The organism is Agreia sp. VKM Ac-1783, assembly GCF_900177765.1.
Taxonomy (GTDB): domain Bacteria; phylum Actinomycetota; class Actinomycetes; order Actinomycetales; family Microbacteriaceae; genus Agreia.
The window spans coordinates 221,272-236,249 of the sequence record NZ_FXWI01000003.1 but is presented as its reverse complement, the minus strand read 5'-3'; the positions used below and the strand labels follow the sequence as shown (position 1 = coordinate 236,249).

Annotated in this window: 13 protein-coding genes; 8 read left to right on the top strand and 5 right to left on the bottom strand. The window is 67.0% G+C overall.

Annotated features, from left to right (window positions below; translation table 11 throughout):
* Positions 1 to 9 precede the first annotated feature (9 nt).
* Complete coding sequence (locus tag CCK87_RS10815) at positions 10 to 1,206, bottom strand: molybdopterin molybdotransferase MoeA (protein ID WP_086461453.1); 1,197 nt, start codon at positions 1,204 to 1,206, stop codon at positions 10 to 12.
* A complete protein-coding gene (locus tag CCK87_RS18585; RefSeq protein WP_086461452.1) occupies positions 1,203 to 2,216 on the bottom strand; it encodes an NTP transferase domain-containing protein in 1,014 nt (337 codons plus the stop codon). The genes CCK87_RS10815 and CCK87_RS18585 overlap by 4 nt, the downstream gene beginning before the upstream one ends.
* Before the next feature lie 94 nt (positions 2,217 to 2,310).
* On the opposite strand from CCK87_RS18585, the gene fdhD reads away from it, so the two are divergent.
* On the top strand, positions 2,311 to 3,192 hold the full coding sequence (fdhD, locus tag CCK87_RS10805) for a formate dehydrogenase accessory sulfurtransferase FdhD (protein ID WP_086461451.1): 882 nt from the start codon (positions 2,311 to 2,313) through the stop codon (positions 3,190 to 3,192).
* Positions 3,189 to 5,492: an FdhF/YdeP family oxidoreductase gene (locus CCK87_RS10800; protein WP_086461450.1), complete on the top strand. Its 2,304-nt coding sequence runs from the start codon at positions 3,189 to 3,191 to the stop codon at positions 5,490 to 5,492. Before fdhD ends, CCK87_RS10800 begins: the two co-directional genes overlap by 4 nt.
* Before the next feature lie 60 nt (positions 5,493 to 5,552).
* Here CCK87_RS10800 and CCK87_RS10795 read toward each other — a convergent pair whose 3' ends face one another.
* The 3 genes from CCK87_RS10795 to CCK87_RS10785 are packed head-to-tail and all read right to left on the bottom strand — an operon-like array spanning position 5,553 to position 8,449.
* Positions 5,553 to 6,533 (bottom strand): ABC transporter substrate-binding protein, encoded by a 981-nt coding sequence (locus tag CCK87_RS10795; RefSeq protein ID WP_086461449.1) that lies wholly within the window; start codon positions 6,531 to 6,533, stop codon positions 5,553 to 5,555.
* A gap of 18 nt (positions 6,534 to 6,551) precedes the next feature.
* Positions 6,552 to 7,364, bottom strand: coding sequence for an ABC transporter ATP-binding protein (locus CCK87_RS10790; protein ID WP_249273849.1), 813 nt, complete (start codon positions 7,362 to 7,364; stop codon positions 6,552 to 6,554).
* Positions 7,361 to 8,449 (bottom strand): iron ABC transporter permease, encoded by a 1,089-nt coding sequence (locus CCK87_RS10785; RefSeq protein ID WP_086461448.1) that lies wholly within the window; start codon positions 8,447 to 8,449, stop codon positions 7,361 to 7,363. Before CCK87_RS10785 ends, CCK87_RS10790 begins: the two co-directional genes overlap by 4 nt.
* Before the next feature lie 157 nt (positions 8,450 to 8,606).
* Here CCK87_RS10785 and CCK87_RS10780 point away from each other — a divergent pair, with 157 nt between their 5' ends.
* The 6 genes from CCK87_RS10780 (at position 8,607) to CCK87_RS10755 (ending at position 14,950) form a co-directional block, all read left to right on the top strand.
* Entirely contained in the window at positions 8,607 to 8,798 is a 192-nt protein-coding gene (locus CCK87_RS10780) for a streptamidine-related RiPP repeat protein (RefSeq protein WP_086461447.1), read from the top strand.
* 75 nt (positions 8,799 to 8,873) lie between these two features.
* A complete protein-coding gene (locus CCK87_RS18270) occupies positions 8,874 to 9,632 on the top strand; it encodes a hypothetical protein (RefSeq protein WP_170927249.1) in 759 nt (252 codons plus the stop codon).
* Positions 9,629 to 11,119, top strand: coding sequence for a CocE/NonD family hydrolase (locus tag CCK87_RS10770; RefSeq protein ID WP_170927248.1), 1,491 nt, complete (start codon positions 9,629 to 9,631; stop codon positions 11,117 to 11,119). The genes CCK87_RS18270 and CCK87_RS10770 overlap by 4 nt, the downstream gene beginning before the upstream one ends.
* A complete protein-coding gene (locus CCK87_RS10765; RefSeq protein ID WP_086461444.1) occupies positions 11,116 to 12,462 on the top strand; it encodes a YcaO-like family protein in 1,347 nt (448 codons plus the stop codon). Before CCK87_RS10770 ends, CCK87_RS10765 begins: the two co-directional genes overlap by 4 nt.
* An 11-nt stretch (positions 12,463 to 12,473) precedes the next feature.
* Positions 12,474 to 13,745: a YcaO-like family protein gene (locus CCK87_RS10760; RefSeq protein WP_086461443.1), complete on the top strand. Its 1,272-nt coding sequence runs from the start codon at positions 12,474 to 12,476 to the stop codon at positions 13,743 to 13,745.
* A complete protein-coding gene (locus tag CCK87_RS10755) occupies positions 13,745 to 14,950 on the top strand; it encodes an MFS transporter (protein WP_086461442.1) in 1,206 nt (401 codons plus the stop codon). The genes CCK87_RS10760 and CCK87_RS10755 overlap by 1 nt, the downstream gene beginning before the upstream one ends.
* The last annotated feature ends 28 nt before the right edge of the window (positions 14,951 to 14,978 follow it).

The window sequence follows — 14,978 nt, the reverse complement described above, 5'->3', positions numbered from 1 at the left end:
CCGTTCTGATCACCGCCACGGAAGCGGCACGAGCTCCAGCTCATCGCCGACTTCGGCGCCGCCGCTTCCGCAGACCAGCACCCCGGATGCGTCGGCCAGGCCACGCAGCATCGCCGACCCCGTGAAGGTGCTCGGCTCGGCACTGCCGTCGACCAGGCGGAAGGGAATGAGCCGGGTCTCGCCGCGCCCCGCAGCAACAGGTGCGCCGAGGCTCACGCGCGACAGCTCGGGCAGCGCGGCGCCCGCGAGCGCGGACAGCGCCGGCGCGGCCAGGGTGAGTAGGCCCATCATGGCGGCGAGCGGGTTGCCCGGAAGCCCGATCAGCAGCCGCCCGTCGTCGAGGCGCGCGAGCAGACTCGGCCCACCGGGCCGCATGGCGACACCATCGATCAGCACGCGCGCACCGAGTCGGTCGAGCGCGCCGCGCAGATGATCGGCAGAGGAGTCACCCGTTCCCCCGGTGGTGATGATCACGTCGTGTGCCGATGGCTCGGTCGACAGCGCGCGCACGAGCGCGCCGTGGTCGTCGCCGATGCGCGTCTGCCCCACGACCTCTGCGCCGAGAAGCTCGACGAACGCCGGCAGCTGCGGGCCGAAACTGTCGCGCACGGCGCCCGGGGCTGGGATGCCATGGGTCACCACCTCGTCTCCGGTGAGCACGAGCGCAACCCGCGCCCGAGCCCGCACCTCGACCTCGTCGACGCCGCAGGCAGCAGCGACCGCGATGTGCGCGGGGTTCAGGTGCACTCCCGCGTCGATGGTCACCTCGCCCCGACCGAACTCCTCGCCTCGCGGCCGGATGTGCTGGCCGGTCCAGGGAGCGACGCTCGAGCGAAGCAGACCGCGCGCTGTGGCATCCGAACCGTCGGAGACGACCTCGCCCACCTCGCTGCGTAGCACGGCGTCGGCGCCCTCGGGAATGAGCCCGCCCGTCACGATCGCTCGCGCCTCGCTCTCGTCGAGAGCTGAGGCGTCGCGCCCGGCCGCCAGCAGCACCCAGGGACCCGGCCCGCGAACGGCCCAGCCATCCATGGCCGACGACGCATAGTGCGGCACGTCGCAGAGGGCGACCACCGGCTCCACCAGCACCCGCCCGACCGCTGCGGAGAGCCCCACTCGCGTCGGGGGCAGCTCGCCGGCAGCGGCGTACGCTGCCTCGCGGGCGTGCGCCCACGACAACCGCGGCCTATCTGACGCTGCACTCATGCGGTGTGACGCCGCGCGAGCTGCGACGCCGCGTCGAACGCTCGATCGGTGGCCTCGGCGTCGTTCGCCTCGCCGAGCGCCGCCGCTCGGCCCGCCGCATACCCCACCAGATAGGTCGTGAGAGGAGCAGCCGGGCGCAGTACGGCATGCGCGGCGACCCCCGCGAGCGCCAACACCCTGTCGATGTCGACATCGAGTCCATCGAGGTCGAGCTCTGCGGCCAGCGACGCGGTCCAGCGCTCGAGCACGTCGAGCATCTCGGCCTTCTCCTCGGCGGATCTCTCGGGCTTCGCGGTCGTGTCGTCACTCATGATCGACTCCTTCTCGTGAGGTGTGGGGCCCGTATCTGAGGCGGGCTCGTGCAGAGGTGGCCGTTCAATGCCGAAGCCGGCGGCGTCGTCCCAGGTGTCGACGTCGTGCGTCGACCCGCTGCCGTCGGGCAGCTCGACCAGGTCGAGCGACGAGATCAGCGCCCGCATCGACGCACCGTCGAGGGTTCCGGATGCGCGCAGGCCGTCGACGGCGTCGGCCAACGCCGAGCGGCCATAGACCGCCGCGAGCAGCTGCCGCATACCCGACGCGTCGAGCATGACCGCGCCGTCGTCGCTGAGCAGGGGCGCCGCGGCGACGAGCTGCGACACGGCAGAAGCGACCCGGGGCATGTCGCAGGCGAGCACGAGCACATGATCGCCCGGCGTAAGGTCGCCGGCCGGATGCTCCTGGCCCTCGAGCGCACGCACGCCCGCGGCAACGGCCGAGGCCGGGCCTCCGAACGGCGGATCCTCGCGTGCGAACAGCACCCGCCCATCCCGGCCACGCGCATCCGGACCCCGCGCATCCGGCCCGGCTGAATCTGGGCCGATGACGACGACCCGCCGCGCCCCGGCGTCGAGAACGGCGTCGACCGTGTTCTGCAGCAGCGTCGAGCCATGCCACGTCAGCGTCGCCTTGGGCACGCCGGAGAGGCGGGAGGACTTTCCGCCCGCGAGCACGATCGCGTCGAGCAGCATGCAGCCAGCCTACGACCGAGCATCGACCCGGCGATCCTCTGCCAGGCCCCGGCCAGCCCTGTCGGCAGCGCGAAATCGATGATAAGCCTGCTGTATGGGCAGAATCACCGTACGTCGCCGTGTCACCCGCCTCACCGCCGGCGGAAGCAAGAGGGTGCGTGAAGACGTGCTCGCCGCCGAGGAGCCACTCGAGATCAGGGTGGGCGGCCAGTCACTCGCGATCACCATGCGCACTCCGGGCAACGACATCGACCTCGCGGCAGGCTTTCTCGTCTCCGAGGGAGTGATCTCGAGCGGAGAGCACTTCGCCGCCGCACGCTACTGCGCGGGCGCCACAGACGAGGGCCTCAACACCTACAACGTCCTCGACGTGACGCTCGCGCCGGGGGTCGCCCCGCCGGACCCGAGCCTCCAACGCAACTTCTTCACCACGAGTTCGTGCGGGCTCTGCGGCAAGGCCTCGATCGACGCCGTGCGCACGATCTCGGCCTACACGAGCGAATCGGATGCCCTCCGCATCGAGGCCGCCCTCCTCACGACATTCCCGGATCGGCTTCGCGAGCAGCAAGACGTGTTCGACAAGACCGGCGGGCTGCACGCGGCGGCGCTGTTCGACGGCAGCACGGGCGAGCTGCTCGTGCTGCGCGAAGACGTGGGCCGACACAACGCGGTCGACAAGGTGATCGGCTGGGCGACGCGCGAAAACCTGCTGCCGCTGCGCGGAACCGTGCTCATGGTCTCCGGTCGAGCGAGCTTCGAGCTGATGCAGAAGGCCTCCATGGCCGGCATCCCGATGCTCGCAGCGGTGTCGGCGCCGTCGTCGCTCGCCGCGGAACTCGCGAGCGAGCTCGGCATCACCCTCGTCGGCTTCCTGCGCGGCGACTCCATGGTCATCTACTCCGGCGCCGAGCGCGTGCTCGAGTCGGATCTTCCACCCATCGAAAATGTCCCCAGTGAAAGCATCGGTGTCGCATGACCACCATCCCGCCCCGCGAAGACGACAGCCAGCTCGAGGTCGGCGAGCACGAGACGTGGGCCGTCGGCGTACCTGCCATCGCGCACTCGATGGTTCCGGCCATCGAGGGCATGGGCGTCGCCCGCACGGCGAAGCTCATGCTCGGCCTCAACCAGAAAGACGGCTACGACTGCCCGAGTTGCGCCTGGCCAGACCCCGACCGGCGCAAGGCCGCCGAGTTCTGCGAGAACGGCGCGAAGGCGGTCACCTGGGAGGCGACTCCGATCGCGGTTCCGCGCAGCTTCTGGGGGCAGCATTCGATCGACGACCTGCTCACCCGCAGCGAGCACTGGCTCGGAATGCAGGGGCGCCTGGTCGAGCCCGTCTACAAGCCCGCGGGAAAGAACCACTACGAGCCGGTGAGTTGGGAGAAGGCGTTCGCGATCATCGCGGAGCGTCTGAATGAGCTGGACTCGCCCGACGAGGCGGCGTTCTACACGAGCGGTCGCACCGCCAATGAGACGGCCTTCGCCTATCAGCTCTTCGTGCGCGCGTTCGGCACCAACAACCTGCCCGACTGCTCCAACATGTGCCACGAGTCCACGGGAACCGCCATGGGCGAGACCCTCGGCGTGGGCAAGTCGACGATCGCCTACGACGACTTCGAAGACACCGACCTGATCATCGTGATGGGCCAGAACCCCGGCACCAACCATCCGCGCATGCTCACCGCCCTCGAAGACGCTAAGCGCAAGGGCGCCAAGATCGTGGCCATCAACCCGCTGCCCGAGGCCGGACTCATGCGCTACAAGAATCCGCAGCGCCCGCGCGGCATCGTCGGGCACGGCACGAAGATCGCCGACCAGTTCGTGCACATTCGGCTCGGCGGCGACATGGCACTGATGCAGGCCCTCTCGAAGCGGGTATTGGATGCCGAACGCAAGGCCCCGGGAACGGTTCTGGACCACGAATTCCTAGCCGAGCACTGCTCGGGCCTCGAAGAGTTCATGGCGCACATCGATCGTCTAGACGAGGCCGAGGTTCTCGAGGCGACCGGTCTCACGGCCTCCGAGATCGACGAGCTGGCCGAGCGCTACATCGCCGCCGACCGAGTGATCATCACCTGGGCCATGGGCATCACCCAGCAGAAGAAGGCCGTGAGCACGATCAAAGAGATCGTGAACCTGCTGCTGCTTCGCGGCAACATGGGCAAGTCGGGCGCGGGAGCGTCGCCCATCCGGGGTCACAGCAACGTGCAGGGCGACCGCACTATGGGCATCTGGGAGCAGATGCCGGATGCGTTCATGGATGCGCTGCAGGCGGAGTTCGGCTTCGACCCGCCGCGGAAGCACGGCCTCGACGCGGTCAATTCGATGAAGGCGATGGCCCGCGGCGACATCAAGGTGTGGTTCGCGATGGGCGGCAACCTCGTGGCTGCCATCTCAGACAGCCAGGTGGCAGAGGCTGCCATGCGCGGCACACGGCTCACCGTGCAGGTCTCGACCAAGCTCAACCGCTCGCACGCGGTGATCGGCGAGGAGGCGCTCATCCTTCCCACCAAGGGGCGTACGGAACTCGACCGGCAGGCATCCGGCCTGCAGTTCGTGAGCGTCGAAGACACCGTCTGTGCGGTGCACGCGTCGAATGGCAAGGTCGATCCGATCTCGAACCACGTCTTGTCGGAGATCGCCATCGTGAGTCGGCTTGCGCGTGCCGTTCTCGGAGAGGACTCGCCCATCGATTGGGCGGGCTTCGAGGCGAACTACGATCTGATCCGCGACCACATCGCCAACGTCGTTCCCGGCTTCGAGAACTTCAACGAGCGCATCCGCAACATCGACGGCTTCGTGCTGCCGAACGGGCCACGCGACAGCCGCACGTTCAACACGCTCACCGGCCGGGCCATGATCACGGTGAACCATCTCGAGCCGGTCGTGCGCCCCGAGGGAACGCTGCTCTTGCAGACGCTGCGGGCCCACGACCAGTACAACACCACGATCTACAGCCTCAACGATCGCTATCGCGGCATCAAGAAGGGCCGCAGTGTGGTGTTCGTGAACCCGCTCGACCTCGACGAACTCGGCCTCGAAGACGGTCAGTACGTCGACGTGTTCAGCGAGTGGAACGACGGAATCGAGCGAGTTCTGCGCTCGTACCGGGTGGTGTCGTATCCGAGCGCCAGAGGATGCGCGGCGGCGTACTACCCCGAGGCCAATGTGCTGGTGCCGCTCGACTCGGTGACCGACGAGAGCAACACCCCGGTGTCGAAGGCGGTCGTCGTGCGACTGGTTCCGGCGGCAGACCCCGCGCTGATCCCCTGAACCGACCGTTCCCTGAGCCTGTCGAAGGGGTTGTCCAGACGCCGGTCGATTCTCGGCGCTCTATTCGCTGCCGAACGCATCTTTCGCGCTCTGCTCTACGACATCGACAATGCGAATGCCGCCCGCCTGATAGGCGTTCTCGTCTTGTCCGAAGACTTTGCCGTCTGTGACGGCCTTCGACCCGGCAAAGAGCGAGGTCGCGTTGGCAATCGCCGTCGCCTTATCGTCGGGTCCGGAGTATGTCACGAAGATGATGTCGGGGTCGGCTGTGATGACGTCTTCCCTGCTGATCTGGGTGTAGTTCGCTCCGACGCCGGCGAAGGCGTTCGTGATGCCGAGAGAGTCGAGCACAGCTTCGTATCCGGCGCCGGTAAGCGCATAGACGGTGCCATCGACGATGCTCACAGATGCCGCAGTGACCGGTCCGCCGTGGTTCAGCGCAGCCGCCGCGTCGACTCGCGACCGGAGCTGATCGTTCAGGGTCTTGGCCTTATCAGGCACGTTATAAATGGTGCCGAGTGAGTCGATATCGTTGTAGACCGCATCGATGCTGGGCTTCGCTGTGGAGTCTGCGCAGTAGTCCCCCAAGACATAGAGGCCGGCGCCTACCGTTTCCAGGTCGGCCAGCGAGGCAGCACCGTCGCCGGTGAACTGCTGCTCGTCATTGGCGATGAACAGATCTGGGTCGGCCCCAAGAAGGTACTCCTTCGCCGGAGTCCAATCGCTCGTGTTATTCGTGAGTGCGGGGTGCGCGGCTGCCTCACCCTCGTCGAGGTCAGAGAGTGCGTAGCCCATTGCGCTGTCGGCCACGCCCAAAGCGTCGAGGGTGTCAACGATCCCGGGCGCTCCGAGCAGCACTCGCTGCGGTGCCGACGTATACGTGTGCGAGACACCACAGCTGCTGACGGTCACAGGGTAGCCGGAGGTTTCGGATGCCGCGGGAGTAGTTGCGCTCGTGCTGCTCGCACAACCCGAGGCTGCGAACAGGGTCGCAATGAGCAGAGAGGTGCCGAGCAGGGTGCGTGTTGGTGGGTGAGTCATGGGACGGGGAGGTTCCTTTCAGGGTGCGGACGTATTTGTGTGAGGGGCGCGGTGAGATCGCGAGAGCGGCGGGCCGAGGTGCACGGCGATTCTTTCGGTGATCGGGTTCACACCGATCTCGGCCTCGACTCCGTAGACATCGGCGATGAGCTCCGCTGTTACGACAAGCTCCGGGGCGCCCGCGGCGACGACGCGTCCATGGTTCAGAACGACCACATGATCGCAATAAGCCGCGGCCAACCCGAGGTCGTGCAAGGCCACCAGTGTCGTGGAGGGCAGAACGGAGACGAGTTCGAGCAGCTCGACCTGGGCCAGAACATCGAGATGATTCGTGGGCTCGTCGAGAATCAGCACAGGTGTGTCCTGAGCGAGGGCCCGCGCCAGGGCCACACGCTGCCGTTCGCCTCCCGATAGGCTGCCGAGCGGGCGATGCACATAGCGCTCGATACCGGATTGTGCGATCGCGCGCTCGACTGCATCCGAGTCGGTGGGCGCGAATCGGCGGCCGACCCCGCGGTGAGGTACACGCCCCAGCTCCACCGTCTCGCGTGCCGTGAACTCGAACTCCCGCTGGTCATCCTGCAGCACCACGGCCGTGCGATGCGCGGCCGCTCGAGCGCTCATACCCCAGACATCGTCGCCTCCAACAGTGATGGTGCCCGAGCTCGGGCGGCGGGCGCGATAGACGGTTCGCAGCAGGGTCGACTTTCCCGAGCCGTTCGGGCCGAGTAGCGCGACCGTGGAACCGGTCGGGGCGACAAGAGAGACGTCACGTAACAGGGCGGTTCCCTGCACCTCGGCACTGACGTTGGCGACCTCGACCTGCATCATGGTGCGGTGACCGCCGCAACCGTGGAGGCGGGTACTCGCCTGCGCCGCCGGAACGATCTCCGGCCGGTAAGAAGCCAGAGGAAGAACGGCGCCCCGACCGCGGCCGTGACGACTCCGATCGGCAGTTCTGCCGGGGCACGGACCGTGCGTGCCACGAGATCGGCCATCATCATGAAGACGGCTCCGAGCAGAAGCGACGCGACCAGCATCCGGCGATGGTCGGCGCCCACGAGCAATCGGGCCACGTGCGGCACGACGAGCCCGACGAATGCGATACCACCGGCAACGGCCACGATGGAGCCCGTCATGGCCGCAACGACGAGAAGGAGCATCACTTGAAGCCGGGGTACGTCGATACCGAGGGATGCGGCGAGGTCGTCGCCTCCGACCAAGGCGTTGAGAGCGGGCCCCGAGCCGAGCACAACGACCGCTCCTGCCACGACGACGAGTGTGGGAATGACAAGGCTCCCCCAGTCGGCACCCCCGACGCTGCCCAGGCTCCAGAAGAGCACCCTTTGAACCTGGTTAGGCGTGGCGATCGTCTGCAGAAAATAGGTCATCGAGGAGACGAGATAGCCGATGGCAACGCCGGCCAAGATGAGACGGGTCGGCGGCCACCGGCCGTCGCTGTGCCCCAGGAGAAAGACGACCCCGAACGTGGCCAATGCGCCGACGAACGCCGCGCCGGCGAGCGATCCCGTGCCGACTGAGCCTCCGCCGAGCACGATCACGGCGACCGCGCCGAGCGATGCACCGGGGGTGACCCCGATCAGCGATGGATCTCCGAGTGGGTTGCGCACGACCGCCTGAATAACGGCTCCGGTCAGAGCAAGCCCACCGCCGGCGACGATGGCGAGGATTGTGCGCGGCACGCGCACAGACCAGACGATCTGGTCTGCCGAGGCGCCGTCTGCTGTTCCAAAGCCGAGGTGCGCGGCCACAACCCTGATCACGTCGGGTATCGGCACCCCGACGGAGCCGATCGCTACCGAGGCGACCGCGCAGACGAACGTGACAAGAACAAGCGCCAGAACCAGCCCACGATAGCGCGTGACGCTCGTAAAAGGAGCGGATCGCTCATTCATGGGGCCGCCTTTCGAGAGTCGGAGTTCGGCTTGCTTAATGAGAACAATACTCATTAACAATCGACTGAAACAATTCGGCGTCCACTTGCGAGCGGTCATGACATCCCGTTAGCGTGGCCCTATTGAGAATGGTTCTCAATATAGAAAGGACGATGTCATGCAGAACATCACCCTCGAAACGATCGCTCCCGCTGGTGTGCTCAGTGCACCCCAGGGGCCCGGAACGAACGCGTTGGTCCACAACCCGTTCGCCTTCGAGTCGATCGCTCCGGCTGGTGTGCTGAGCGCACCGCAGGGCCCTGGCACGAACGCACTCGTGCACAACCCCTTCGCCTTCGACGCGAAGTGAGAACCCGGTGGTCGCCTCGCCCAGGCGAGGCGGCCACCGCACCATCCCCCTCTAAAGAGAGATCATCCGAGTTCTATGCGTGCCTTCGCCCCCGGTTTCCACCTGTACGCCGTCGCCCCCGGCGAGTGGCGCCTCGCCGAGCCGGGGGAGCGCTTCCAGCGCCTCGTCATGGCCGACGAGCGACTCGCAGAACTCGCCCGGGCGCTCGCCGCCGGCGCCGACACCGCGACGCTGGGGCCGGATGCCGCTGCGCTCGAACAGATACTCGTCGACCGCGGCGCATTCGCACTCCCCCAAACGAATGCGGTGGCGCAGCGACGGCTGAGAATCGTGGGCGATGGACCAGTCGCCTCGTCGCTGAGGTCCATCCTCTCCGCACAGGTGGGCCTGATCCGTGAGGCGTCCTCAAACGAGACCGTCGATGCGATCGTCTCGATCGATCCTTGGTACCGCGACGCGCATTGGGTTCAACTGGCCGCGCAGGGGGTTCCCCTGCACCGCTGCTACAGCGACGGGACGGCGCTCTACATAGGGCCCTTCTCGGCCGGCCCCGGCGCGGCGAGTTATGACGACTACCGCGGACGACGACGAGCTGCATCTCCTCTGTTGGCAGAGCTCGATGCCCTTTGGGCTCACCTCGACACGATACCGCCCGAGCCTCTGCCGGCCTCGCCAGGCACAGCCGCCATGGCTGCAGCGCTCATCGCGTCAGATCTCTTTGCCTGGTCGGCAGGAGAACCCGTGCCCCACCGAACCACCGAGGTGGAGCTGCGAGCCGACGGCACGATCCATCGGCACCCGGTTCTTCCCCTGCCACATGTGACGGCGCTGTGATCCAGGCGAATCAACGTCTGATCGCCCCCGATGGCATCGCGCTCACCTACGACCTCCATCGCCCCGCGTCGACAGACAAGGTCCCGACCGTCGTTCTTCGAACCCCCTACGGTCGGTCCAAACATCTCCAGGAGGGCCGCGGCTGGACCCGGCGGGGCTACGCGTTCGTCGTCGGAGACGTGCGTGGGCGGTACGACTCCGACGGAATCTGGGAGCCGTACCTGAACGAGCGCGCCGACGGCGCACAATTGCTCGACTGGGTCGTCGAGCAACCGTGGAGCGACGGCCGGGTCGTGGTGATCGGCGGCTCCTACTCCGGCTACACGGCGTGGGCGATGGCCGTCGAGCGCCCCGCTGCGATCGCCGCGATCGTGAGTCTGGGGCCATCCATGTCACTCGCGCGAACCAAGTTCTCCCCCTCCGGCATCCTGCGCCTCGGCGAGCACGCTGCCTGGTGGGCCGAGCGGGCAGATTCCCGCACCAGCCGCGACGGCTTGGCCGCCCTCATCTTCGGCGAGAACCCCACACTCCTCGATCACCTGCCTGTGCTCGACATCGGCGACAGGCTCGGAGTGTGCCTGCCGGGCTGGTCTGCCGTAGTCGAGGCGGGTCCGGATGCCGTCGCAGGTGAGGAGATCACGGCCAGCGAGCTTGCAGCGGTGCGGGCACCGAGCCTGCACGTCGGCGGATGGCACGACCTGCTCGTCAGCGAGACCTTGGAGCACTGGAAGCTGACCGGCGATGCAGACACCCCGAAAAGGCTCCTCATCGGTCCATGGATGCACGATCTCGTCTTCTCCGAGACGACGCGCGTCGGCGCACTCGACCATGGACCACGTTCCCGCGTGGATTGGGCGAGCGAACTGCTCGATTGGCTGTCGGATGCGCTCGCCGGTCGACTGCCCCTGCGCCGGAGCGATACCTTCGTCATCGGCACCGAGAGCTGGCGACGAGGAGAGAAGTGGCCGCCCCACAGCACTCCGGAGCAACACCGGCTCGGCTCGGGCATCCTACGCAGCGACCCCGGGAATCCCTTCCCTAGTCGAGCGGAAGCGGTCGAGCGACGATCGCTTCTCGAGCGCTCCGACGCCGTGCGATTCACTGTGCCGACCGTTGCGACCCGATTGGAAGGCTGGGCACAGCTGCACATCGCGGGCACGGCAGACTCGGCGGTCGCCGACTGGATCGCTCGACTGCTCGTTGTCGGGACAGGCGGATCCGTCGTCGAGATCGCGGTCGCAGAGACGACCTCTGGTGAGCACCTCGCACATCGTGAGGTCGCGCTCGGGCCGTTGTCGATCGGCCTCCGCACCGGGGAACAGCTGATCCTAGAGATCACCGCGAACGACCTGCCCCGTCTCGCACGCAATACCGGCGGCGACCGTTACCGACTCGCAGCCGATGAGCTTCCCCACCTCATCGTGCAGACGCTCCACGATGTGCAGCTGACCCTGCCCACGATCCCCGACGAAGAACGGCCCTCGTGATCGACCTCGACCGACTCATCGACCCTCGCACCGGCATCATCACGGCATCCGAGGCGCAACCATCCAGCGCCGGCGACCCTCGGTTCTGGCGATCACACGGCGCCACCGTGGCACACACGGAACGCTTCGCCCCCTGGCGCGCAGACGGGTTCGGATTCGGCGCCTCTTTCGGAAATCTCGAGGCGGCTCGTGGCGCGGCGCTCGGAGAGGCAGCGGAACGCTATTGCGGCAACGCGGTACCGGCCGGGCTCCCATTCCTCAGCTGGAACGACCTGGCCGCGCGCGGCGACGACGCTCTCGACCCCACGACTCTCGCGCTTTACGCGACGTGGCAATATGAACTCGCGGGGTTTCCGTTCACTCATTTCACCCGCGATCTGCCCGTCAGCTGGGTGCTCGGCCGCGATCTGTCCACCAATGAACCGGTCTGGGCGCCGGCCTCACTCGTCTATCTCGACGGGGCAGCCGCGCGTCGCCCCGACGAACGCCCCACGCACTCTCTGATGTACTCAGGCATCGCTGCGGGAACAGACCGGGAGCATGCTGAGGCTGGCGCGCTTGACGAGCTGATCGAACGCGACGCGACCACGATCTGGTGGGCATCGGGCTCATCGACGGTCGAGCTGGACGACGAGAGTGCAGTCGCCGGAATGATGGGCGCCAACGACCTCGACATCCGGTTGCTGCAGATTCCAACGGACCTGCCGGGCCACGTCATCGCCGCTGTCATCGAAGACGGTGATCCGACACGCGATGGACTCCTCGCCTTCGGATCGGCGTGCCGAACCGATCCGGTTGCTGCGGCACGGAAAGCCTTCATGGAAGCCCTCGGCCTACGCCGGGTAACCCGGCAACTGCTCGACCCTCAGTCAGACGTCTGGCGGGCGGTCAATACCGACACCATCGACGCGCACGTGTTCTTGCCCCACCGAGCCGACCGCCGCTATAGCGACGACATCCCAGATGATTTCCGCACCCTCGCCGATCTGCCGTCGATCGCGCAGCTGTACCTCGATCAACGTATGGCGACCGCCGTTCTGCCGCGCCTGAGACCCACCGAGCGACAGCCGCTCACCGCACTTAATCCCATTGCCGGCGACCGGATCGCCGAACTGGTGGCCCGTGGCATCCGAGTCGTCTCGATCGACGTGACCACCGACGATATTCGGGCTTGCGGACTAACCGTCGTTCGCGTCATCGCCGCCGGCCTGATCGGCAACGGCCCGCCGGCCTTTCCCCTACGCGGCTCGGATCGCTACGTCGATGTTCCGCGGACGCTCGGCTGGAACCGTCAGCCGGCGTCGACTCGAGACCTGTACCCCTTTCCACTTCCCCTCGCCTGAGAAGACCACCTATGAGCTACACCCAACCTCCCCTGCTCGCGCCGCTCATCGGAGCACGAAGCGGAGTGATCCGCGCTCTCGAACCTCGCCTCATTCCCGCCCACTTCCCCGAACCATTCGCTCTGCTGCACGCCGTCATCTCCGACAGCTCCGCCTTCTCGCCATGGAAGTCGGATTCCAGCGGAGCGGGGTACTCATTCGGCGACGCGGCCGCCATGAACGGAGCAGCCGTAGGCGAGGCCGTCGAACGTTACTGCGGCAACGTCGTCACGGGGCCGTTGGTGCGGGCGTCGTCACACAGCCTCGGCTCGCGTGATCACATCTCCCCCCAGGATCTGGCTCTGCCGGCTCTGTCGCCCTTCACCTCAGACACGGTCACCGACTGGGCGGTCGGCACCGACGCGGCAACCGGCGACGACGTCTTAGTTCCCGCCGCATCGGTCTGGGTCTCGTACAGCCTGCAGGCGCGGCCGATCCTGCATCCAGTGATTCAGGCGGGCCTCGCGACAGAACGATCGCTCGACGACGCCCGCTTCGGCGGCCTCCGGGAGATCGTCGAGCGTGACTCGATGACTCGCGCCTGGACGGGCGGCGGCGGATTCATTGCGCTCACGGTGCCTTCGTGGTTGAACGCCTTCGCTGCGGGTCCACGAGCTCTGCTCGACACCCGGTGGCTGCTCTTTCCCACGGATACGGGCGTTCCCGTGATCGGAGCTCTCACCCACGATCGCAGCACGGGCTACCTCACGCTGGGAATCGGGACAGGGGAAGATCCGGAGGCCTGCGCACTGAAGGCACTAGGCGAGGCACTGCAACTGCAGCTCTTCGTCGGCGACCTCGACGCTGAAGAGGGCCCGTACGCGCAGGTCGCGGCCCATCCGCAGAGCCCGCTCGCTGCTCACCGCGCCGATCGCCGATATTCGCACTCCTACGCCGCAGATCTCTCCGACGTGCTCGACTACGGGTGTCATCTGCAGCTGCATCTCGACCCGCTCATACAGTCCAGGTTTCTTGAGGAGCTCGACCGCAGTATCACCGGCAGCACTTCGCTCGCCGAGGTTGCGCCCGGTCCGAACCTCGAGATCCTGCTCGAGCGGTTCGCCGAGCTCGGTGATCGAGTCGTCACCGTCGACGTCACGACCGACGACATCCGCCCGCACGGATTGCACGTCGTGCGGATGATCGTGCCCGGCCGCCTCTCGAATGCACCGCACTCGCTGCCTTTCCTCGGCGGGCGGCGCCCGATTCAGCCGGTGTTCCGACCGACACCGATGCCGCACTGATGCTCGGCCGATACCTGTGGTCCCGAGGCATCTCCTGGACCGGTAACGCGCTCACAGCGGTAGCGCTGCCGATCATGCTCTACCAGCTCACGGGCAGCGCGGCACTCACCGGATTGCTTGCCGCCATGGAAGCGGTGCCGTATCTCGTGCTCGGTCTGCCCGTAGGAGCGCTCGTTGATCGATGGAACACCAGGTCCACCCTCGTTCTCTCGAGCATCGCGAGCGCCATCGCCGCCGCAAGCATTCCGCTGGCTGCAGCCTTCGGCGCCCTGACGCCGGCACACCTCATCATCGTCGCCACGTCGACTTCGGTGGCGTTCGTCTTCTTCGACGCCGCGAGCTTCGGCATGATCCCCGCCATCGTCGGTCGTGATGCCATCGCCGCGGCGACCGCCCGAATGATGACGATCAGCACCCTCATCGGCATCGCGGGGCCGCCCGTCGGCGGCGTGCTCGTGGCGACCGGCGGAGGTGCGCTCGCACTGCTCATCGACGCGCTCTCCTACCTGATCGGCGCCCTTCTTCTCGCCAGCATCGGCACACCCGCTTCGGAACGAAGCACAAAGGGGCCGAGCACAGCCACAATCAGGCAGGACATAGCCGAAGGGCTCCGCTACATCCGTTCCATGCCCGTCATTCGAGATCTCACCTTTCTGGGCATCGGCAACAGCCTCGCCGGCGGCGCCGTCTCGGGCCTTGTTGTCGTTGCGGCTGTGCGCTCGCTCGGACTCGATGCCGACTCGTCGGCGATCGGAGTCCTTTTCGGCGGCGCAGCCATAGGGGCACTCGCCGCATCCTGGCTTATCGGCCCGCTACAGAAGCGCTCCGGCCTCGGCGTCATTACGGTCGGTGCGCTCCTGCTGTCGGCCGCCGCCATCTCCGGATGGGCGTTCGCCCCCTCGTTCCTAGCCGGACTAGCGGCTCTCACCCTCTGGCAGCTGGGAACGACGGTCGTCTCCCTCAACGGAATCATCGTGCGCCAGAGCATCACACCCCCGGGGCTTCAAGGCCGAGTGAACACCACGGCCCGCATGATCGCCTGGGGCGGGCAGCCATTGGGCGCCGGGGCTGCCGGGTTGCTGGCCGACAGCCTCGGAATCCGCGAAGCCCTGCTCTGTGCCGCGTTGGTGGCTCTCAGCACGGCAGTCATCGCTGCCGTACTGCCCGTCTCCCGGAGTGGCCGAATCGCGCAGCTCACCGGGTGACCAAGACGGCGACCCGCTCCCTGAAGCC